Below are 20,417 nucleotides of genomic sequence, written 5' to 3'. Positions count from 1 at the left end.
ATTACAACCTCATCTGCTGCACTTGCGCGGACAAACCGCCATCCAGAACCCATAGCTGCCCCGAGGCATAGCGTGCCTCATCACTGGCCAGCCAGTTCACCAGATTGGCGATGTCTTCGGGGGTGCCATAGGTGCGCATCGGGTGCACATCGCGCACCGCCTGTTGCAACTGGTCGATGGTCTTGCCACCGCCGCCCGAGCCGTCTCCGGTGAAAAAGCTTTGCAGCATCGGCGTGTCGATATAGCCGGGGCAGATCGCGTTTACGCGGATGCCTTCGGGGCCGTGATCGCAGGCCATGGCGCGGGTCAGGGCATGCACCGCGCCCTTGGTGGCGCAATAGGCGGCAAGCCCCGGATCGGCGATGAACCCGTCATAGGAGCCGAAATTGATGATCGAGGCGCTGGTCCCGGACGTGGCCGCCGCCCGCAGCAACGGCAGAGCGTGTTTTGAGGTCAGAAACGTGCCGGTGCAATTGACCGCGAAGGATTGGTTCCACTCTTCCAGCGTGGTGTCTTCGATGGTCTTTTCGATCTCGATCCCGGCAGCGTTGACCAGAATGTCCAGTTTGCCGCATTCGGCGTGAACCTGCGCCATTGCGGCCTTTACGGCATCTTCATCGGCCACGTTCATCAGCACAAACCGGCTGCCGTCATCGTCATGGGCGTCCAGCGATCCCTGCGCCGTCAGATCAGCGGCATAGACCGTGGCCCCTTCGCGCAGGAACCGCGCGACAATGGCGCGCCCGATGCCGCCGCGCCCGCCTGTGACAAGCGCGACCTTGCTGTCAAGTTTCATCCATCTTGCCCTTTTTTAGCGGAGGAAAGCGGTAGCGGTCTGCGGCCACCGTCCAATCCATGTGATTGCGTACATATTGCTGGCTGGCATCCGAGGGCGGGTTGTAATCCCAATGCTCGCCCGCCCCGGCCTCCATCGCGGCATGCAGCGCGCGGCGGGACTTTTGCGTCGCGATCACGTCAGCCCGCAATTGCACGCTATCCCATCGCGCGGCGACCTCGGCGGCGAAGGCCTGAGCCTGCACCTGATAGGCCGGGTCGGCCGCAAGGTTGGTCTTTTCCAACGGGTCTTTCGCCAGATCATACAGCTGCGGCGGATCGGGGTCGCAATGAATGTATTTCAAAGGCCCCCGTCGGATCATGAAGACCGGAGAGGGCGTCATCTCGGCGCAGTATTCGCCAATGGCCTCGTCCACCGGATCGGCCTCGCCCCGCGCCAAAGGCATCAGGCTGCGGCCATCGACCGGTTCGCCAAACATGGTGTCATCTCCACCGGCGATCTCGACCAATGTGGGTAGCATATCGACCAGCGAGCAGGCATTGGCCGCAACCCCCTGTGCCAAGCCGGGGCCTGCCATGATCAGTGGCACCCGGGCCGAGGGTTCAAAGAAGTTCATCTTGTACCACAGCCCGCGTTCGCCCAGCATATCGCCATGGTCTGCGGTCACGATGATGATCGTGCTGTCCAGCTCACCCATGTCTTCCAGCGTTTTGACCATCTCGCCGATCTTGCTGTCGAAATAGCTGACATTGGCCAGATAGGCGCGGCGGGCGCGGCGGATTTCTTCCTCGGTCAGGGGGACATAGCTGGCCTCGATCCCGTCCATAACCCGGCGCGAGAACGGGTCCTGTTCCTCGGGCGACAGCACGAAGTCAGGCATGTCGATCTGATCGTCGGAATAGAGGTCCCAGAATTCGGGCTTGGCGACGTAAGGGTCATGCGGATGGATGAAGCTGGCCACCATGGCAAAGGGCGCATCATCGCCTGCGGCGCGATCCCGGCCCCGGTCGATCAGCCAGCGGCGGGCGGCAAAGCCAACCTCGTCATCATAGTCGGTCTGAAAGGTCGCGACGGCAACGCCGCTTTCCTTGACCGTCTGCATGTTGTGATACCACTTGTCGATCCGCTCATCCGGCGCTTCCCAATCGGGCGTCCACGCGAAATCCGCGGGGTAGATATCGGTGGTCACACGATCCTCGAACCCATGTTTCTGGTCCGGTCCGACAAAGTGCATCTTGCCCGACAGACAGGTACGATAGCCCAGCGATTTCAGGTAATGCGCAAAGGTCGGCACTGTTGCCTTGAACTCGGATGCGTTGTCATAGGCGGCAATCCGGCTGATCAACTGCCCCGACATGAAGGCAAATCGTGAGGGCGCACAAAGCGGCGAGTTGCAATAGGCCGCATCAAACCGCATACCCCGTGCCGCAAGTGCGTCCATATGCGGAGTTTTTGCAATCTTGTGACCGTAGGCACCACAGTAATGCGGTGCCAGCTGGTCTGCCATGATGATCACGATGTTTGGCTGATTTGGCACGATGCCCCTCCCGTAAAAGCCGCTGATCCCTTGTGTCAGGCGGGGGTTGGGGGCGGTTCGTATCGCATCGGCTTAGCGCCCGGTCGGGTTGAAGACGGAATACCTGTCATCGGGCCGCCGCTTTGTACGCATCCAGAACCAGACCGTGGAAATGATGCACGGCATGTTCCGATTGCCCCGAGCCATTGGCGTCATCCACGATACGGCCCTGCGTGAAAGCGGGCGTATTCATCCCACGCTGAACGCTTTCGACAAGGTTGATATCCTCGACCTGCAGAACCTCATCCAGATAGCGGATGGTGTCGAGTTCCGCCTCGTTCGGCGTCGTCTCTTCGAGGAAAAAGTCATAGGTTTCCAGCGTGCGATTCGGTCCGGCGGGGATGACGTTCATGATGATCATCGACGACCGCCCCGGATAGCGCATGATGCAGGTGTTGGGCCACAGCCACCAAACCGCGTGCGTTCTAACCGTCGCATTCGAGACATCATAGGCACTGTTGGCCGTGTTCCCTGCATCCGCCATATGACTGGAATAAATGCCATGGGTGGTCACCTTGTAGGTGTCCATGTCCACCAAATCGCAAAAATCCTTATGCGCGGTCGGGCAGTGGTAGCATTCAAGGAAATTGTCGACCACGTTCTTCCAGTTCGACTTGATGTCATAGGTCAGACGGTGCGCGAAGGTCAGATCCTCGATATCCGGGGCCCAGTGCTTGATCTCGGTCGCCAGATCGCCGGTTGTTTCGGCCAGAGACTGCGCTGTCGGGTCCAGATTCACATAGACAAAACCGCAGAATTCTTCGACCTGCACCTGATCCAGACAGATGTCCTTTGGGTTGAAGTCCTGCAATTGCTCGGTATGTGGCGCGCGCACCAGATTGCCGTCCAGCTTGTAGACCCAGGCGTGATAAGGGCACATTATGCGCGTGGTGTTGCCATCGCCTGAAAGCAGCTCATGCGCGCGGTGTTTGCAGACATTGTAGAACGCGCGCAGCCCGCCGTCCTTGTCGCGCACGACGGCGATGGGCTTGCCCGCGACCTCGACGGTCGTATACGCGCCCGGTTCCCGGACCTTTTCGACATGGCACACCCATTGCCACGTCTTCGCAATGATCGCTTCCAGGTCGGCATTGTGCCAAACCTGCTCGACATAGGCTTCCTTGCGCAATGACAGCGAGCGGGACGGGCTTTGATCATAGCCTCTGCCGATCTCCGCAAACTCTTTGGCCGATGGCAATTCAGTCATGGTGATCCTCATCCAAAGCGCACGCGGGCGCGCGTGCAAATCCGCTGGGTAGAGTGATTTAGCCGAGAAAAATCGGCGAATACTTTACATGGTTCGCCAACATTTGGCCTTAACTGGACGCGCCATGTTTGCGATGCATGGGCCAGGCGCGGAATTCGAAGGGGATACGGCCTTCGATTCTGTCCCGCATCGGAGGCAGGCCAAACCGGTCCTTATAGGCGCGGCTGAAATGGACCTGACTGGAAAAGCCGCAGGCGAACGCGATCTCGGACATGGCAAGGGTTGTCTGCGTCACCAGCCCACGGGCCCGGTCCAGCCGAATGTCGCGGTAATACAGCACCGGCGTTTTCTTCAGATGCTGGGCAAAAAGGCGGTTGAGCTGCCGCTGCGAAATTTGCGCCGCCTTGCAAATCTCGCCAATAGTCAGCGGCTCTTCCAGGTTGTCTTCCATTGCCCGGATGGCGTTGCGCACGGTATCGGGGATCTTGGCCCCCAATGGTTCCATGAATTGCGGGTTCTGCGGGGTGCCGCGTTCGCGCAGGCTGGGGTGAAACACATACCGCGCGGCTGCGTTCGCCAGTGCGTTGCCATGTATGCCCTGCAGGATTTGCAGCGCGAAATCGAACGAGGCTGATCCGCCGCAACAGGTGATGCGGTCGCCATCGAATTCGAACAGCGCCTCGGTGCAATCGACATCCGGATAAAGCTCGCGAAAGGCGTCGATATGTTCGTAGTGCACCGTGGCGCGGCGATGGCGCAAAAGCCCGGCCTCGGCCATGATGAACGCGCCGGTATCAATCCCGCCGAGTGTCGCCTGCTGGCGTGCGGCGCGGCGCAGGGCGGCCTGAATTTGGTCCGAGCCATGCTCCTCCGGGGTCCAGCTTGAAGAGACGATCAGAAAATCGACGGGCTGGGCGGAGGCGGTTTTCAGGCTCTGAGTCTCGATGCTGATGCCGTTGCTGGCCACGCATGGACCGCCGGTTTCCGACACAAGTTCCCAGCTGTAATGGGCCGCGCCTTCCAGATAATTCGCAGCCCGGAAGGGATCGATGAACCCCATGGTCGCAGCCATATTGAAGCTGGGGGTCACGATGACCCGAATTCGAATCTGATCGGATGGCTGCGACATTCAGATGGCCAATTTCGAAAAAATGACGGCGATAAAGCGTAAAACACATCCGCCATTCCCGCAAGTTTTGGCGGAATTGGTTACTTGCTCAGATCCTTTGTGGTCTGACGGTGAACCAAACGCACCGGGGTTTGGGTCAGCGCCGCTGGCACGTCATCGTCCTGAAGCCAGCGCAGGATGGTGTCCGCCACCTGTTTCCCAAAATCACCAACCCCGCACTGCACCGTCGACAAGGCGGGCCAGCATTCCGAGGCTTCCTGAATGTCGTCAAAGCCGATGATCTGAAAAGATGCGCCAATCGCGACCCGCGCCTCGTGGCAGGCGTTGATCATGCCAAACGCGACCAGATCGTTGAAACACAAGGCGGCGTCGCAATCCGGGTGATCCCTGAACAGGCCCGCCGCCGCCGCGTGACCAAAAGCGCGGGTGGATTTTCCTGTTACGACAACCGGTTGCAGCCCATTCTCCTGCACGATCTCAAGATAGCCCGAGATCCGTTCCTGCGTGACTTGCCTGCCTTCCAGCCCGCCAACAAAGGCAATCTTGCGCGCGCCGGTCTCCAGCAAATGACGGGTCGCAACCCGTCCACCGGCGCGGTAATCGGGTGCGATGAATGGGTATTTGCCGTTATCGCCTTCCACCTGACGCAGAACTTGCATCATCGGGATGCCGGCACGCTCAACCGCCTTAAGGGTTTTTGAGACATCCCCGTAAGCAGGCGACAGGATCAGGGCCGAGACCCCGTGTTCCAACATGGCCGTGACCACCTGATCCTGAATCGCGGGGTCTTCATTGGTGTTTGCGACCACCACCGCATAGCCGCGCGACCCCAATGCCATTTGCAGCGAGGTGGCGAATTCAGTAAAAAACGGGTTGGTCAGATCGTTGATCACCAACCCGATCAGGGCGTTCCCGGTTGACCTCAGATTGGCCGCGGATCGGTTATAAACATAACCGATCTCTTTCATCGCTGCGTGAACCAGCGTTCGGGTTTCCGCTTTGACCTGCGCGCTGCCCTGCAACACAAGGCTGACCGTGGATTTCGACACGCCCGCCTTGTTGGCGACATCTATGATCGTCGGTCTGCGCATTCAGTCTATTGGTCTACCCCGTGCAGGTTCAGCAATGTTGTCATCCGCGCTGTAGCCCGATCCGGGTCCGAGAGCAAACCCGCCTGATCCGCAAGCCGGAACACTTCGGCGTAGTGACAGATGTCGCGGCTCGACTGGAACCCGCCGGGCATGATGAAATGGGTCTGCGCGCCGTTCAGCCAGGCCAGAAAGGCGATCCCGGCCTTGTAGAACCGCGTCGGGGCGCGGAAGATTTCGCGGCTGAGCGGCACGGTCGGGGCAAACAGCGCGTGGTAGCGATCCATGTCGTTCTGTGTCAGGGCCTCAAGCGCCTGCGCGGCCGCCGGGGCGATGGCCGCAAAGATGCCCAGCAGAGCATGAGAATAATGGCCCCCGTCCCCAGCGATCAGATCGGCATAGTTGAAATCATCCCCGGTATAGAGGCGCACGCCGTCCGGCAGGCGCCTGCGAAACGTCTCTTCATGCGCCTGATCGAGCAGTGAGATTTTGATGCCGTCGACCTTGGATGGGTTCTCAGCGATCAAAGACAGCACAAACTCGCTGGCCTGATCCACATCCGTGCTGCCCCAATAGCCGGTCAGGGCCGGGTCGAACATATCGCCCAGCCAATGCAGGATCACCGGTTTCGCCGCCCCGTCGATCAGCGCGCGATAGACGTCGTGATAGGTGTCCGGCCCAGCATTGATGGCCGGAAAGGCGCGCGAGGCCATCAGGATCAGTTGACCACCGGCGGCCTCGATCGCCTCGGCTTGATGTTCATAAGCGGACAGGATTTCCCCGGCCGTATTTAGCGCGCCCATGGGCACATGATCCGTCCCGGCCCCGCAGGCAACGCGTGGCGACAGGGGGTGCGCTTTGGCGGCCACCATCGTGCGCTGGATCAGTTCCAGCGCGGTCTCCCAATCCACGCCCATGCCGCGTTGGGCGGTGTCCATCGCCTCGGCCAGCCCAAGGCCCTGATCCCACAGACCCTGTCGGAAGTTCAGGGTCGCGTCCCAGTCTACCGCCGGTCGACCATCCCACGGGTTTCGCTCGGCCAGCGGGTCCGAGACCACATGTGCGGCCGCGAATGCGGTGCGCGTCAACGGTACCTGCGGCGCGCGGGGGATCAAGGGCGTTCCGGTCAGAGCATAAGGTTCCAACTGGCCGTCGCGGTTTGGCAATATCAATGTCATTGTCTCAGACCTCCAGATCCAGAACTAGAATGCCGTCGATTCCACCCACGGCGTTTGCGACCAGTTGCGCCCCGCACGCCTTGTGATCCTCGTTCGCCTGATAGGTCGCCAAAGCGTCCCAATCGTCGAAATCGATCACAAACCCATGCATATAGCCGCGTTCGATCTGTTCCGGGCTTTGGCTGCGGCCCCCGGTGAAGCCTTTGGCACCGGGCAGAGCTTCGGCCACCTTGGCCAGTCCATTGTAGATTTGGGCGACCGTCTCTTCGGTCACATCCGGGCGGAATTTCGTCAGAACGATATGACGGATCATTGCGTAAATCCTTGATCTTGCTTGATCATGTCGGCGGCTTTCTCGCCGATCATGATCGTGGGCGCGTTGGTGTTCGAAGAATTGACCGTTGGCATGATCGAGGCGTCGGCCACGCGCAGACCCTCGATCCCGTTGAAGCGCAGGCGCGGGTCCAGAACAGCCTCGGCATCATTGCCCATGCGGCAGGTGCCCGCGCAGTGGTGCGAGGTTTTGGAATGCACGCAGATGAAGTCGAAATACTCCTGCTCGGTCTTTACAGTCGGACCGGGCAGACGTTCCGCCAGAACATATGGCTTCAACGCATCCTGCGCGAGGATGTTCTGCACCAGTTTCAGACCCCGGATCGACATCTCTCGGTCATAGGGATCGGCCAGATAGTTCGGATCGATCAAAGGCATTGCTGCGGGATCGGAACTTTGCAATCGCACCGTCCCCCGAGACCGGGGCCGCAGGAAACAGGCGTTCAGGGTGACGCCGCCATTGGGCATCGCTTCGACCCCGGCCTCGATCCCGGTGCCCAGCCCCAGATGCATCTGAATGTCGGGCGACCGGGCGTCGGGGTCGGCGTACCAGAAGCCGCCGGTTTCAAACAGGCTGGACGCCACCGGCCCCTTGCGGGTGAACAGATATTGCAGCCCGGCCCAAGCCGACAGGTGCAGCTTGGCGAAGCGGTCATAGGTATGCGGGCCAGTGACCTCGCAAATCGAATAGAGATCGAGGTGGTCCTGCAGATTCTCCCCAACCTGTGGCTGGTCATAGACCGGCTTGATCCCGAGGCTTTCCTGATGACCTGCTGGTCCGATCCCGGACAGTTGCAACAGGCGGGGTGAGCCGATGGCACCGGAGGACAAAATCACCTCGCGCGCGGCAGAGATCTTTTCGCCGCTCATCATCTCAACGCCGGTTGCCCGTCCTTTCTCGACCGTGATCCGACGGACCTGAGCTCCCATGCGAATAGTCAGGTTCGGACGGTTCCGATTAGGTGCCAGAAACGCCATCGCCGCCGAGGACCGTCGCGCATTGCGTTGGGTCAGCTGGTAATACCCGGCCCCGTCCTGTTTCGCGCCATTCACATCCCGCGTTTCGGGGATGCCAACCTGCTCGGCGGCCCTGATATAGGCATCGCAGATCGGCAAAGGCGCGGCGGGCATCGACACGCCCAGCGGGCCGCCTTTGCCGTGGAACTCATTGTCGTAGCTGTCGTTATCCTCGGACTTCTTAAAATAGGGCAGGACATCGTCATAGCCCCAGCCCTCGCATCCCATCTGCCGCCAGTCGTCATAATCCTGCGCAGCACCGCGTGTGTAGATCTGGGCATTGATTGCCGACCCGCCCCCGATCACCTTGGCCTGGGTGTAGTTGAACACCTTGTTCTGCATGTGCTTCTGCGGCACCGTCGACCAGCCCCAGCTGCCAATGCCTTTGGTCATCTTGGCAAAGCCCGCAGGCAGGTGGAAAAACGGATGGCGATCCGAAGACCCGGCCTCAAGCAGCAATACCTTGGCCGCAGGTTCCTCGGACAGGCGCGCCGCAATGACCGAACCTGCCGAGCCGCCGCCGATCACGATGAAATCATATCCTTCAGACATCTTGTCCTCTGAGTTCCTTACAGGCGCGAGATCGAAAGCCCGCCATCCACGGGGATCGCGGCCCCGGTGGCGAATTGCATCTGGCCGTCCACGATGGGAACGATGACCGCGCCGATATCCTGCGGCTCACCCCACCGCGCGGCGGGGACCAACCCGCCTTCGATCCGGTCGGTGTATTTGTCACGCACACCAGCCGTCATTTCGGTGGCGATGATGCCGGGGCGCAGTTCGAAAACGCCGATCCCATGCGGGGCCATCCGCACCGCAAACAGCTGCGCCATCATCGCGGCGGCGGCCTTGGACACGCAGTATTCGGCGCGCTCGATAGACACCATCGTGGCGCTGACCGAGGTGACAAAGGTGATCGAGCGATAGCTGTCCTGAGGCTGCGCCAACATCCGCCGCGCGACCTCTTGCGCCAGAAAGAAGGCACCGCGCAGATTGATGTTTTGCACGAAATCCCAGTTCTCGGGCTTCAGGTCCAGCATATCTCCCCGCACCGGCGCGCCGACGCCTGCGTTGTTGATCAGGGCGGTGATCGGTCCCAGCTGGGCCTCGACCTGATCCAGCAAGGCGGGCACGTGATCGATCTGGGACACATCATGCTGCACATAGATCGCGCCCGGTCCCAATTCGGACAAAGCGTTCCGGACCACCGGTTTGTCCGGGGCAGACCGTGACGCCAGCGCCACCTTGTACCCAGCCGCGATCAAGGCGCGCGAGATTCCAAGGCCGATGCCTTGCTGGCCACCTGTGACCAAAGCAACTCCGGTCATGCTGCAAACTCCGTCTCTAAGATGTGGCGACCGGCGCGCAAGGCCAGCGCCGCGATGGTCAGGGCCGGATTGACCGCAGCCGAGGTCGGCAGGACCGAGGCGTCAACGATGAACAGGTTCCGGTGGTCATGGCTGCGGCAGAACGGGTCCACCACGCTGCTGGCCGGGTCCTGCCCCATCCGGGCCGTTCCGCATTGATGCGAGGGCGTGCGCCGGTCGAAGGGCCGCGACAGGACAATCGGAAACCCGGCTCGGCGCAGGTGCTGTTTCAGCTTGGCCACCAGTGCCTCATGCGCCTGCCAGTTCGAGCGTTTCCAGTCCAGCCGGATCTGATCACCTTCGACTGTTACCCGGCTGTCCGGATTGGGCAGGTCCTCGGACATCGCATAGAAATCAAAGCTGCGGTTTGCGATCATTGTCGCAATCGGACCGGGTATACCGGGCTGGGATGCCAGAATCGGCCCGGTGATCTTGCCCAGCATCTGGATATTGCCCAAAGGCGCGCCGCCCTGCCCGTCATCATTGTAGTAGTCGTTGAACATCAACGTCTTTTGATAGACCGCGCGGTTACGACGCAGCGGATGCAAAGCCAGAACCGCCGAGCAATTGTGGTTCATGAAGTTGCGCCCAACCTGATCGGATCGGTTCGCCAATCCGGCGGGGCAATTGTCATTGGCGGATTTCAACAACAGCGCGGCGGACTGAACAGCCCCTGCAGATAACACGATCACCGGCGCGTGCAGGGTACCGTGCCCCTTGACCTCAACACCTGTGATGTGCCCGTCTTTGTCGCTCAGCAGTTTTTTGGCGGGTGCGTTCGTCAATAGTTCGACATTCTCGTGCTTCAGGGCATCCGCCAGAGCGCAGGTTTCCGCGTCCATTTTGCCACCGCAGGTGTTCGGAAACGCATCCCACGTGGTTTGCCCGGCCGAAAGCCAGCGGTCGATATCCACCCCCAAAGGGACAGATGCGGGCGACAGCCCCGCCCCGCGCAAACGCGCGCGCAGATCCGCGATGTCAGGCTCATCAGCTACAGGAGGATGCGGGTAAGCGCCGCTATGCGGCGGCTCGGTCGGGTCCTCATCGGCGGTTCCGCGCACTGCATAAAGCTGCTCCACCGCCGTGTAGTCCGGTTCCAGATCTCTGTAACGGAGAGGCCAGCCAGGAGAGCGACCGCCCATATGCTGGCGCGGTTCAAAATCCTCGGCCCGGTAGCGGATCAGGGCGGCACCGTAGAATTTCGAGTTGCCGCCGACGCAGTAATAGTTGCCCGGACTGAAAGGCTGCCCTTCGCCGTCCAGCCAGGTTTCGTCGGGGCGGAAATGCCCATCCTCAAAGATCGCCTTGGTGTCCCGATCCACGGGCGAAGGGCGCAGATAGTCGCCGCGTTCAAGGATCAGAATGCGGCGGCCCGAGGGGGCCAGCGCTGCGGCCAGCGTTGCCCCTCCGACCCCCGATCCGATGATTATGACATCCGGGTTTGTCACGGAGTGATCCGCATCTCGCTTTCAGGGTCAAAGGCCACGGCCTTCTCCATATTGACGGCAAAGTCGAAATCCTGCCCCGGCGCGACCTCAGCGTCCGAGCGCATCCGCGCGATCACATCCCGGCCCCCCAGCTGCATCGACACAAACGTGTCCGAGCCTGCGGGTTCAGTGACAACAATCCGGTTGGTCATCTGCGCAATGTTCGAGGATTTGCGATCCGCGCCATCCATATCGGTGATGGTTTCGGGACGAATGCCCAACAGGATCTCACGCCCGTCCCATTCGGCCAGATTATCCTGACTGAATGGCAACTGCGCCATCGATCCGTCATGGGTGGCAACCTCGGCATGAGGACGACCGTTCAGCACGGTCACTTTCGCAGGCACCACGTTCATCGCGGGCGAGCCCATGAACGTTGCCACAAAGATATTGGCCGGGGTGTCATAGATTTCCTGCGGGGTTCCCAATTGCTGCACATAACCGCCATTCATCACCGCGATGCGGCTGGACAGGGTCATCGCCTCGATCTGGTCGTGGGTTACGTAAACGATGGTTGTGCCAAGATTCTGGTGCAGCTTCTTGATCTCGGTCCGCATATCGACACGCAGTTTGGCGTCGAGGTTTGACAGAGGCTCGTCAAACAGGAACACATCCGGTTCCCGCACCAATGCGCGGCCCATGGCGACCCGCTGACGCTGACCGCCAGACAATTGACCGGGCTTGCGGTCCAGCAACTGCTCGATCTGCAACAGCGTGGCGACCTCGTGCATCGCCTTGTCGCGTTCGGGCTTGGGGACGCCGTGCATCTCAAGCCCGAAGGTGATGTTCTGGCCCACGGTCATGTTGGGATAAAGCGCGTAGCTTTGGAACACCATGGCGATGTTGCGGTTCGACGGATGCACCCCGTTCATCACAGTGTCCTTGATACGAATCTCGCCGCTGGTGATGTCCTCAAGCCCCGCGATCATGTTCAGCAGGGTCGACTTGCCGCAGCCCGAGGGGCCCACCAGCACCAGAAATTCCCCCTCCTGCACCGAGATATCGACCTTGTGCAGCACCTCGACCGATCCGTAGGATTTGGTCGCGTTGTCTATGTCCAGAAAACCCATGAGGCCTTATCCTTTCACGGAACCCGCCATCAGGCCGCGGACGAAATAACGACCGGCCACGATATAGACGAGCAGAGTTGGCAGGGCCGCCAGAATGGCTCCTGCGAAATGAACGTTGTATTCCTTCACACCGGTTGACGACTGCACCAGATTGTTCAGTGCCACCGTCATCGGCTGGCTGTTGGCATCGGCAAACGACGCACCGAACAGGAAGTCGTTCCAGATGTTGGTAAACTGCCAGATGATAGACACCACAGCGATTGGACCGGAACTGGGCAACAGGATACGCCAGAAGATCTGGAAGAACCCCGCCCCGTCGATCTGAGCGGCCCGGATCAACTCGGTCGGGAAGACCGCGTAGTAATTGCGGAAATAAAGCGTGGTGAAGCCAATCCCGTAGACCACATGCACCAAGGCCAGCCCCCAGGTGGTGCCTGCCAGACCCATCAGGCCCAGCATCCGCGCCATCGGGATCAGAACGATCTGGAACGGAATGAAGCAGGCAAACAACATCAAACCGAACAGAATCGTGTCGTATTTAAAACGCCATTTGGTCAGCACATAGCCGTTCAGCGCGCCAAGAATGGTCGAGACGATCACGGCCGGAACCACCATCTTGATCGAGTTCCAGAAGTAGGGCTTCAACCCGGTGGGATCGACACCGATCTGGGCTGAGGACCACGCTTTCAGCCAAGGCTCCAAGGTGAAGACCTGCGGTAGGTTCATCATGCCGCCACCGGTGATCTCTTCCAATGGTTTAACCGAATTCACCAGCATCACGTAAAGCGGCAGAAGGTAGAACAGCGAGAAGAGGATCAGCACCACATAGATCAGCGTCCGCGTGACCCGACCGGTGCGAATTGCGGTATCCTGAGTTGCTTGGGACATCAGCGTTTCTCCCGCAATTCGGCGTAAAGATAAGGGATCATGATCGCCGCGATGGTCATCAGCATGATCGTGGCCGAGGCCGCGCCGATCCCCATCTGGTTCCGCGTGAACGTGTAGGAATACATGAAGGTCGCGGGCAGCTCGGTCGCGCGTCCCGGTCCGCCGCCGGTCAATGCGATCACAAGGTCAAACGTCTTGATCGCAAGGTGGCTGAGGATCACGAAGGCCGACAGGAATGCCGGACGCAGTTGCGGGATGATGATCCGGCGATAGAGGTTCCAGTTCGAGGCCCCATCCATCTGTGCCGCGCGCAGGATTTCGTTGTCGATGCCGCGCAGCCCGGCCAGAAACATGGCCATCACAAAGCCGCTGGTCTGCCAGACGGCGGCCAGAACAACCGTATAGATCGCGTAGTCGCGGTTTTTGATCCAGTCGAACTCGAAACTGGTCCAACCCCATGTGTGCATGACGTTTTCCAGCCCGATACCGGGATCCAGAAACCATTTCCAGGCGGTGCCCGTGACGATGAAACTCAGCGCCATGGGATAGAGGTAGATTGGGCGCAGTAACCCTTCGCCGCGAATTTTCTGGTCGAGGAAGATTGCCAGACCCAAGCCAATACAGGTGCAGATCACGATATAAAGGCTCGCGAAGATTCCCATGTTGATCAGCGAGGTTTCCCAATGGCTCAGGCGCCAAAGCTTGTCGTAGTTTTCCCATCCGACCCATCCAAAGGTCGGCAGGATGCGGCTGTCGGTAAAGGACAGGTAGACCGAGAACAGAATGAACCCGTAAACAAAGACCAGCATCATCGCCAGCGACGGTGACAGGACCAGTTTCGGGATCCAGTTCTGAAGGCGTGTCTTGAAATCCGCGTCGGCTGAAGTTGCCATGGCGCGCCCTCCTTCAAGTCGGGGGTGTCTAAGGCGCGGGATGTGCCCGCTGGTGACAGGGCGGCGCGTTTGCCGCCCCGTCGGGAGGATCAGGTGATCACTTGGCGATGGAAACGGCGTCGACCAGTTCGACCACAGCGGTTTCGCTGTCGTATTCACCGTTGAAATGCGCCGTTACGACGTCATAGACCGCGTTTTTGACCGAGGCAGGTGCTGCGTGACCATGGGCCATCGATCCGAACAGGTTGCCCGAGGATGCAGCCGCCGCCAGATCCTTCATGCCCTGCTTGCCGCAGTCATCAAAGTCGGCGTCGCTGACATCGGTCCGCGCGGGAACCGAGCCCTTCACAACGTTGAACGCCGACTGGAAGGACGGTGACAGGATCGCGCTGGCCAACGCCGCCTGTTCTGCCGAAACAGAACCGCCCTGATCGAACATCATGAACTGGTCCGCGTTGAAGGTGACCTGATCTGCCGTGCCGGGGAAGCGGAAGCACAGGAAGTCCTGACCGGGCACCTTACCCGCATTCAGAAACTCACCCTTGGCCCAGTCGCCCATCATCTGGAAACCGGCCTCGCCGTTGATGACCATCGCAGTCGCCAGGTTCCAGTCCCGGCCCGAGAAGTTCTCGTCCACATTTTCGCGGATAAAGGCCATGCGGTCGAACGCCTCTTTCATGGCGTCACCACCCAGGGCTTCTTCGTCCAGATCGATGAACGCGGCTTTGTAGCCATCCGGACCCAATGTCGACATGGCCACAGCGTCGAAAATAGTGGCGTCCTGCCAGGCCTGACCACCATGGGCAATCGGGGTCACTCCGGCGGCTTTCAGCGCCTCAACAGCAGCCACAAATTCTTCCCAGTTGGTGGGTTGAGCGATGCCGTTTGCATCCAGAACCGCCTTGTTGGCCCAGACCCAGTTGGTCGAATGCACGTTTACCGGGGCCGAGACCCACTTGCCGTCATGCTTGGCGAAGGCCTTCAACGCGTCCGGTACAACATCGTCCCAACCTTCCTGCGCGGCCACTTCGTTCAGATCGGCCAAAGCACCTTGCGCGGCCCAGTCCTGAATGTCGAAGCCCAGACCCTGAACCGCCGTTGGCGCGTTGCCTGCTGTCACACGCGCGCGCAGAACGGTCATCGCCTGCTCACCGCCGCCACCGGCAACCGGCATGTCGGTCCAGCCGACGCCCTGACCGGACAGGTCATCTTTCAGAACGTTCAGCGCTGCGGCCTCGCCACCCGAGGTCCACCAGTGCAGCACCTCGACCTCTTCTGCCTGCGCCAAGCTGGTCGTGCACAGCAACCCGGCCACAATCAGAGATTTCGTCTTCAACAGATTACGCATTTTGTTTCCTCCCTTAATGCGATCTTGGTTCCGGCGGCTCGCTTCCCGCCGGTCAGTCTTGCGGCACCCAGGGCGCACGGCTGTTGCCGATGCGCATGACCACCGATTTAACCTCGAAAAATTCCTCGAACCCGTAGCGTCCGATTTCCCGCCCCTGCCCGGATTGCTTGACGCCCCCAAAGGCCACTTCGGGGAACCCGTCCATCCAGGTGTTGGTCCAGACCGTTCCCGCTTCGGCGCGTCGGGCGAATTCCAGGCAGGTGTGAACGTCGTCACTCCAGACCCCGGCGGACAGACCGTAAGCGCTATCATTGGTCAGGGCGATGGCCTCGTCCAGTGTTTTGAAGGTCAGGACCGACAAAACCGGTCCGAATACCTCATCCCGCGCAATGGGCATGTCGGGCTGAACATCTGTCACAATGGTTGGCTGGTAGAACTGATCGCCCAACCCGTCGACGGTCAGGCGGTCCCCGCCAAGGGCAATGGTCGCGCCTGCATCCTGCGCCTGTTTCACATAGGCATCGATCTTGGCATTGTGCTCGGCTGTAACGATGGCCCCGACCTGAGTGCTGGGGTCCAGGGGGTCGCCGAATTTCACCTTGCGGGACAGCTCGACGACCTTGGTCGAAAACGCCTGGGTAATGTCTTCGTGCACGATGATGCGGCTGCTGGAGTTGCAGCACTGGCCGACGTTGAAATAGACGCCAAACACCACCGCATCTGCGGCCGCATTCAGATTGGCGTCGGGGAAGATCACCTGTGGGTTCTTGCCGCCCAGTTCCAGCGCAACCTTCTTGAGCGTATCCGATGCCGTCTTGCTGATGGTTTTGCCCACGGCAGTCGAGCCGGTGAAGCTGACCATATCCACGTCTTCATGGGCCGAGAGCGTGCTGCCAACCGGCACACCATAGCCCAGTACCATGTTGCACACCCCTGCGGGCAGTCCGGCTTCGATCAACAACTCGCCCAGCATGATGGTGGTCGAGGGCGTCATTTCGGAGGGTTTCACAACCACCGTGCAGCCTGCGGCCAGCGCAAAGGGCAGTTTCTGGCTGAGGATCCAGAACGGGAAATTCCACGGGGTAATGATTGAGACAACACCAATGGGCTCTTTCAGAACCACACCCATCATATCTGCGCCCAGCGTGTTGTGGCTGTCGCCATGGTTGCTGCGGGCCAACGACGCTGCATAGCGCCACAGATCGGCGGCCCCCCCAACTTCACCTTTGGACTGGCTGATCGGCTTGCCGCTTTCCAGTGTTTCTATCAGGGCAATGCGGTCGAAATTCTGCTCGATCAGGTCCGCTACTTTCAGCAGTACTGTTGCGCGGTCTTTGCCCGACGCGCGGCTCCAGACGCCGCTGTCAAATGCGGTTCGGGCTGCGGCGATGGCCGCTTCGGCCTCGGCCGCGCCGCCAAGCGCTGACCGGCTGACGACATGCCCGTGCGAGGGCGAGCGACGCTCGAACGTCTCAGCTGACGCGCTGCTTTGCCATGCGCCATTGATCAGATGGCGGCCTTCGAACATTTCGGGCAGCGCGAACGGGATCGCAGGGTTGATCGTGAGGTCTTTCATATGCGTCAAAGCCCTGAAAACTGGGGGTTACGTTTTTCCATGAAGGCCGCGACGCCTTCGTCCCGATCGGCTGAGGCCGCCGCCGCAGCGCTGCCAAGCGCCTCGATCGCGGCTGCTGAATCTTCGCCGACCGCCGCGTGAATCATGTTCTTGGCAATCTCGGTGGCGCGCGGGGACAGAGCCTGCGCCTCGGTGGCGATCTCAAGCGCGCGGGTCAGGACATCGTCGGCCACTTCGGCGGCATAGCCCAGGGCAACCGCGCGGTCTGCGCCAATACGGCGACCGAACAAAGCCATTTCCTTGACCGCCCCTTCAGGGATCAGCCGCGCCACGCGCTGTGTGCCGGACCAACCCGGAACAATCCCGATCCGCGCCTCGGGCAAGGCCAGAGTTGCGCGAGGGGCCATCAGCCGCAGGTCGCAACAACTGGCCAATTCCAGCCCGCCGCCAAAGGCATGGCCATTGATCGCGGCAATTGTTGGTTTGCCCAGCCGTGCGAGGCGGTCGAAAATCCGGTGCCCGTCCCGCACCCAATGGCGGGCAAACTCTGCTGGGCTAAGCCCCCCCCAGGCACCAATATCCGCGCCGCAGCAAAACGCTTTTTCCCCCGCCCCGGTCAGCACCAGAGACCGAACCGCGCTGTCCCGCTCGACCTGCTGTACGTGAGTTTCCAATGCGTCCAGCATGTCAATCGTCAGCGCATTCAGCTTGGACGGGTTGTCCAGCGTCAGGACAGCCGTCGCCCCGTTGATATGAAAGCCAATCCCGCTCAAATCGTCATCCCCATTGGGCCTTCGGTGAACAGGGCCTTTGGCATTAAGGCTGCGTTTTCAGCAACTTGTACGCGGCCCTCTGATGCTGCCATAATGTCTTGCTGCGCGTTGATGCCCGGCATGATCTCGGTCGCGACCAGCCCCTGTTCGGTCAGGCGGATGACACAGCGCTCGGTCACGTAGATCACATCCTGTCCAAGCTCGCGCGCCCGGCGGCCCGAGAAGGTGACGTGTTCCACCTGATCCACCATCTTGGTGAACTTGCCGGGGGCCGCGACGCTGATCCCGTCCGAACCCAGATCGATCTTAGCACCAGCCTCGAACCAGCCTGAAAACACGATCTTTTTCGCGCCTGCGGTGATATCGACAAACCCACCGCACCCTGCGGTCAGATAAGGCTTCTTGCCCAGTTTCGAGACATTCACGTTGCCGTCCACGTCAACCTCAAGGAAGGACAGGAAGGACATATCGAACCCGCCGCCCTGAAAGTAGATGAACTGCTGCGGCGAGGGCACGTAAGCATGCGCGTTGGATGCACAACCAAAGGCGAAACCGGTCAGCGGAACACCCCCGACGGCCCCTTGTTCGATGGCCCATGTGACGGCCTTGGGATGCCCTTCCTCCAGCAGAATGCGGGGCACCATGGCGCTGATGCCAAAGCCCAGATTTGCGCTCATCCCCGCGCACAATTCCATTGCAGACCGGCGCGCGATTACCTTCTCAACACCATCTTCGGCCAATGAGAAACTGTTCCATGGGCGCATGATCTGGCCCGAGATGGCGGGGTCATAGGGCGTTTCAGTGGTCTGTTTCTGATCCGGGTCCTCGACGATCAAGTCGACCAGATGGCCTGGTACGCGTACATCATGCGGACGCAGGCTGCCCTCGGCAGTCACGCGCTGAACCTGCGCGATCACCAGCCCGCCATGGTTGCGCACGCAGATGGCCTGTTCCAGCCCGCCCAGATAGGCCCCTTCATGCTCATAGGTCAGGTTGCCGAATTCATCCGCAGTGGTTGCGCGCAGGATGCAGACAGTCGGGATGATGTTGGGAAAGTGCAGCCAGGTCTGGCCGCCAAACTCGGCGCGCGCGACGATGGGCGAAGCGGACCCGCGCGCATTCATCGCGCAACCCTCGCGTATCGGGTCTACGAAAGTATCCAGCCCGACCTGAGTCAGAACGCCCGGACGCCGGGCCGCAGCCTCGCGGTGCATGTCGAACATGATCCCAGAGGGCACGTTGTAGGCGGCCACGCGATCTTCTACGATCATCTTCCAGATTTCCGGCATCTCAAGGCTGGACGGCCCCGAGGGGTATGATCCGGCCAGCACACGGGTCAGCAACCCGTCCTGCGCCAGATATTCCATGCCCTTGACCCCATACATATCCCCCGCCGCAATCGGGTGCATCGTTGTGATATTGCGCGGATGCCCCTCGGCCCGGAACCTCTCACCCATGGCTTTCAGAACCAGATCGGGGCACCCCAAAGCTGACGAGGATGAGACGGTCACAATCGCCTCATCCGGGATGCGGGATACGGCGTCGGATGCAGAAACAAGCTTGCTCATCAGAAGCCACCATAGTTGACGTCAACGCGCTGACCGGTTGCTGCCGCTTCGCGCACGCTCAGCGCGACGGACAGGGATTTGACCCCGTCCGGGCCATCGGCGGCGGGGCGTCCTTGCCCGGCAGCGGCGGCGACGAAGTCCGAGACGCCCTGCACGTAAAGATCATGGTTGGAATAGGGGATCGCTTCGCTACCGGCTTCGGTGACAAGGGTGATGTCACCCACCGGCTGCTGGGTCATGATACCCTTGGCAAAGATCGACCCTAGGGTGCCGTGCACCTCAAGACCCGAGCCCGCATAGGGATGGGTAAAGCTTTCATGGGTCATCACCATCGCGCCCGAGGGCATGGTCCAGACCGACATGCAGGAATCCTCGACCCCCTGCCCCATGCCGGAACTTGTCATCTGCGCCACAACGCTTGCGGGATCTTCCTGTAGCAGGAACCGGGTGACGTCCGCGTCATGCACGACGATGTCGGGGATCACGCCGCCACCGGCGCCCGCGTCATTGATCCGCCAGCCCTGCAAATGGCCCGGCAGGTGAACCGCGTGATGAATGCGCAGTGACAGCACCTTGCCGACACGCCCGGCGGCGATGAGGTCCCGGATCGCGCGATGGGTGCCCGAGCAGCGCAGGTGGTGGTTCGTGCCAAAGGTGACGCCTGCGGCTTCGGCGGCCCGCACCATCTCGACCGCTTCGCCCTGCGTCATGCCCAACGGCTTTTCACACAGAACATGCTTGCCCGCTGCGATCGCCGCCAAAGCCTGCGCGTGATGCTTTTCATTGGTCGAGGAAATGTAGACCGCCTGAACATCCGAATCCGCCAGCGCCGTGGCCAGATCGGTGGTGGCGTTTGCAATGCCGTGGTCATCCGCCCAGATCTGCACCCGGTCAGGTGAGGTGCTGACAATCCAGGTCACCTCGTTGCCCGGCTGCTTGCGCACGGCGTTCAGCATATGTTGCGCGGCAATTGTGCTGGCCCCGACGAATACCCAGTTCATAGCAGATTCCCAAATTGGAACGTTCCAGAGATGTGTAGTGGAACGTTCCAAAATTTTCAAGAGGAATCATTTACCCCTGCCGGAACCCGCGCGCTGGCACTCATGATGCTGACGATAAAATG

The 20,417-nt window shown here is 60.6% G+C and carries 18 protein-coding genes; all 18 read right to left on the bottom strand.

Features of this window, described 5'->3' with window-relative positions; all coding sequences use genetic code 11:
* Position 1: 1 nt before the first annotated feature.
* The gene (locus ACR0AC_RS10845) at positions 2 to 796 is read right to left on the bottom strand and encodes an SDR family NAD(P)-dependent oxidoreductase (protein ID WP_480873289.1); all 795 of its coding nucleotides are present in this window, start codon (positions 794 to 796) and stop codon (positions 2 to 4) included.
* On the bottom strand, positions 786 to 2,333 hold the full coding sequence (betC, locus tag ACR0AC_RS10840) for a choline-sulfatase (protein ID WP_480873287.1): 1,548 nt from the start codon (positions 2,331 to 2,333) through the stop codon (positions 786 to 788). Before betC ends, ACR0AC_RS10845 begins: the two co-directional genes overlap by 11 nt.
* Positions 2,334 to 2,439: 106 nt before the next feature.
* Positions 2,440 to 3,579 (bottom strand): aromatic ring-hydroxylating oxygenase subunit alpha, encoded by a 1,140-nt coding sequence (locus ACR0AC_RS10835; protein ID WP_480873285.1) that lies wholly within the window; start codon positions 3,577 to 3,579, stop codon positions 2,440 to 2,442.
* 109 nt (positions 3,580 to 3,688) lie between these two features.
* Complete coding sequence (locus tag ACR0AC_RS10830; protein ID WP_480873283.1) at positions 3,689 to 4,708, bottom strand: GlxA family transcriptional regulator; 1,020 nt, start codon at positions 4,706 to 4,708, stop codon at positions 3,689 to 3,691.
* An 80-nt stretch (positions 4,709 to 4,788) separates the two neighbouring features.
* On the bottom strand, positions 4,789 to 5,799 hold the full coding sequence (locus ACR0AC_RS10825; RefSeq protein WP_480873281.1) for a LacI family DNA-binding transcriptional regulator: 1,011 nt from the start codon (positions 5,797 to 5,799) through the stop codon (positions 4,789 to 4,791).
* Positions 5,800 to 5,804: 5 nt separating this feature from the next.
* Entirely contained in the window at positions 5,805 to 6,974 is a 1,170-nt protein-coding gene (locus ACR0AC_RS10820; protein ID WP_170622620.1) for a dihydrodipicolinate synthase family protein, read from the bottom strand.
* A gap of 4 nt (positions 6,975 to 6,978) precedes the next feature.
* On the bottom strand, positions 6,979 to 7,287 hold the full coding sequence (locus ACR0AC_RS10815; protein ID WP_170622621.1) for a Dabb family protein: 309 nt from the start codon (positions 7,285 to 7,287) through the stop codon (positions 6,979 to 6,981).
* Entirely contained in the window at positions 7,284 to 8,876 is a 1,593-nt protein-coding gene (locus ACR0AC_RS10810) for a GMC family oxidoreductase (protein ID WP_480873278.1), read from the bottom strand. Before ACR0AC_RS10810 ends, ACR0AC_RS10815 begins: the two co-directional genes overlap by 4 nt.
* Positions 8,877 to 8,893: 17 nt before the next feature.
* The gene (locus tag ACR0AC_RS10805; protein ID WP_480873276.1) at positions 8,894 to 9,652 is read right to left on the bottom strand and encodes a 3-ketoacyl-ACP reductase; all 759 of its coding nucleotides are present in this window, start codon (positions 9,650 to 9,652) and stop codon (positions 8,894 to 8,896) included.
* On the bottom strand, positions 9,649 to 11,139 hold the full coding sequence (locus ACR0AC_RS10800; protein ID WP_480873274.1) for a GMC oxidoreductase: 1,491 nt from the start codon (positions 11,137 to 11,139) through the stop codon (positions 9,649 to 9,651). The genes ACR0AC_RS10805 and ACR0AC_RS10800 overlap by 4 nt, the downstream gene beginning before the upstream one ends.
* On the bottom strand, positions 11,136 to 12,248 hold the full coding sequence (locus ACR0AC_RS10795; protein ID WP_170622625.1) for a sn-glycerol-3-phosphate ABC transporter ATP-binding protein UgpC: 1,113 nt from the start codon (positions 12,246 to 12,248) through the stop codon (positions 11,136 to 11,138). Before ACR0AC_RS10795 ends, ACR0AC_RS10800 begins: the two co-directional genes overlap by 4 nt.
* Before the next feature lie 6 nt (positions 12,249 to 12,254).
* Complete coding sequence (locus tag ACR0AC_RS10790; protein WP_170622626.1) at positions 12,255 to 13,136, bottom strand: carbohydrate ABC transporter permease; 882 nt, start codon at positions 13,134 to 13,136, stop codon at positions 12,255 to 12,257.
* The gene (locus ACR0AC_RS10785) at positions 13,136 to 14,029 is read right to left on the bottom strand and encodes a carbohydrate ABC transporter permease (protein WP_170622627.1); all 894 of its coding nucleotides are present in this window, start codon (positions 14,027 to 14,029) and stop codon (positions 13,136 to 13,138) included. Before ACR0AC_RS10785 ends, ACR0AC_RS10790 begins: the two co-directional genes overlap by 1 nt.
* Positions 14,030 to 14,126: 97 nt before the next feature.
* Complete coding sequence (locus tag ACR0AC_RS10780; protein ID WP_170630506.1) at positions 14,127 to 15,377, bottom strand: ABC transporter substrate-binding protein; 1,251 nt, start codon at positions 15,375 to 15,377, stop codon at positions 14,127 to 14,129.
* A 52-nt stretch (positions 15,378 to 15,429) separates the two neighbouring features.
* Positions 15,430 to 16,953 carry an aldehyde dehydrogenase family protein gene (locus ACR0AC_RS10775; RefSeq protein ID WP_480873272.1) on the bottom strand — a complete coding sequence of 508 codons (1,524 nt, stop codon included), beginning with the start codon at positions 16,951 to 16,953 and terminating at the stop codon, positions 15,430 to 15,432.
* A gap of 5 nt (positions 16,954 to 16,958) precedes the next feature.
* Positions 16,959 to 17,726: an enoyl-CoA hydratase/isomerase family protein gene (locus tag ACR0AC_RS10770; RefSeq protein WP_480873270.1), complete on the bottom strand. Its 768-nt coding sequence runs from the start codon at positions 17,724 to 17,726 to the stop codon at positions 16,959 to 16,961.
* Positions 17,723 to 19,294, bottom strand: a complete 1,572-nt coding sequence (locus ACR0AC_RS10765) for an acyl CoA:acetate/3-ketoacid CoA transferase (protein WP_480873268.1) — start codon at positions 19,292 to 19,294, stop codon at positions 17,723 to 17,725. The genes ACR0AC_RS10770 and ACR0AC_RS10765 overlap by 4 nt, the downstream gene beginning before the upstream one ends.
* Positions 19,294 to 20,295, bottom strand: coding sequence for a Gfo/Idh/MocA family protein (locus tag ACR0AC_RS10760; RefSeq protein WP_480873266.1), 1,002 nt, complete (start codon positions 20,293 to 20,295; stop codon positions 19,294 to 19,296). Before ACR0AC_RS10760 ends, ACR0AC_RS10765 begins: the two co-directional genes overlap by 1 nt.
* Positions 20,296 to 20,417 lie beyond the last annotated feature (122 nt).

The sequence above is a fragment of the Ruegeria sp. H7 genome (assembly GCF_056532945.1).
The sequence above is the reverse complement of the archived record's forward strand: the minus strand, read 5'-3'. Positions and strand labels throughout refer to the sequence as shown.

What these genes read in the sequence shown, in the direction of transcription:
- ACR0AC_RS10785 (WP_170622627.1), bottom strand. Translation starts at nt 14,029, where the DNA reads ATGGCAACTTCAGCCGACGCGGATTTCAAGACACGCCTTCAGAACTGG.
- ACR0AC_RS10765 (WP_480873268.1), bottom strand. Translation starts at nt 19,294, where the DNA reads ATGAGCAAGCTTGTTTCTGCATCCGACGCCGTATCCCGCATCCCGGAT.
- ACR0AC_RS10775 (WP_480873272.1), bottom strand. Translation starts at nt 16,953, where the DNA reads ATGAAAGACCTCACGATCAACCCTGCGATCCCGTTCGCGCTGCCCGAA.
- ACR0AC_RS10835 (WP_480873285.1), bottom strand. Translation starts at nt 3,579, where the DNA reads ATGACTGAATTGCCATCGGCCAAAGAGTTTGCGGAGATCGGCAGAGGC.
- ACR0AC_RS10780 (WP_170630506.1), bottom strand. Translation starts at nt 15,377, where the DNA reads ATGCGTAATCTGTTGAAGACGAAATCTCTGATTGTGGCCGGGTTGCTG.
- ACR0AC_RS10810 (WP_480873278.1), bottom strand. Translation starts at nt 8,876, where the DNA reads ATGTCTGAAGGATATGATTTCATCGTGATCGGCGGCGGCTCGGCAGGT.
- ACR0AC_RS10820 (WP_170622620.1), bottom strand. Translation starts at nt 6,974, where the DNA reads ATGACATTGATATTGCCAAACCGCGACGGCCAGTTGGAACCTTATGCT.
- ACR0AC_RS10845 (WP_480873289.1), bottom strand. Translation starts at nt 796, where the DNA reads ATGAAACTTGACAGCAAGGTCGCGCTTGTCACAGGCGGGCGCGGCGGC.
- ACR0AC_RS10760 (WP_480873266.1), bottom strand. Translation starts at nt 20,295, where the DNA reads ATGAACTGGGTATTCGTCGGGGCCAGCACAATTGCCGCGCAACATATG.
- ACR0AC_RS10815 (WP_170622621.1), bottom strand. Translation starts at nt 7,287, where the DNA reads ATGATCCGTCATATCGTTCTGACGAAATTCCGCCCGGATGTGACCGAA.
- ACR0AC_RS10825 (WP_480873281.1), bottom strand. Translation starts at nt 5,799, where the DNA reads ATGCGCAGACCGACGATCATAGATGTCGCCAACAAGGCGGGCGTGTCG.
- ACR0AC_RS10805 (WP_480873276.1), bottom strand. Translation starts at nt 9,652, where the DNA reads ATGACCGGAGTTGCTTTGGTCACAGGTGGCCAGCAAGGCATCGGCCTT.
- ACR0AC_RS10830 (WP_480873283.1), bottom strand. Translation starts at nt 4,708, where the DNA reads ATGTCGCAGCCATCCGATCAGATTCGAATTCGGGTCATCGTGACCCCC.
- ACR0AC_RS10790 (WP_170622626.1), bottom strand. Translation starts at nt 13,136, where the DNA reads ATGTCCCAAGCAACTCAGGATACCGCAATTCGCACCGGTCGGGTCACG.
- ACR0AC_RS10795 (WP_170622625.1), bottom strand. Translation starts at nt 12,248, where the DNA reads ATGGGTTTTCTGGACATAGACAACGCGACCAAATCCTACGGATCGGTC.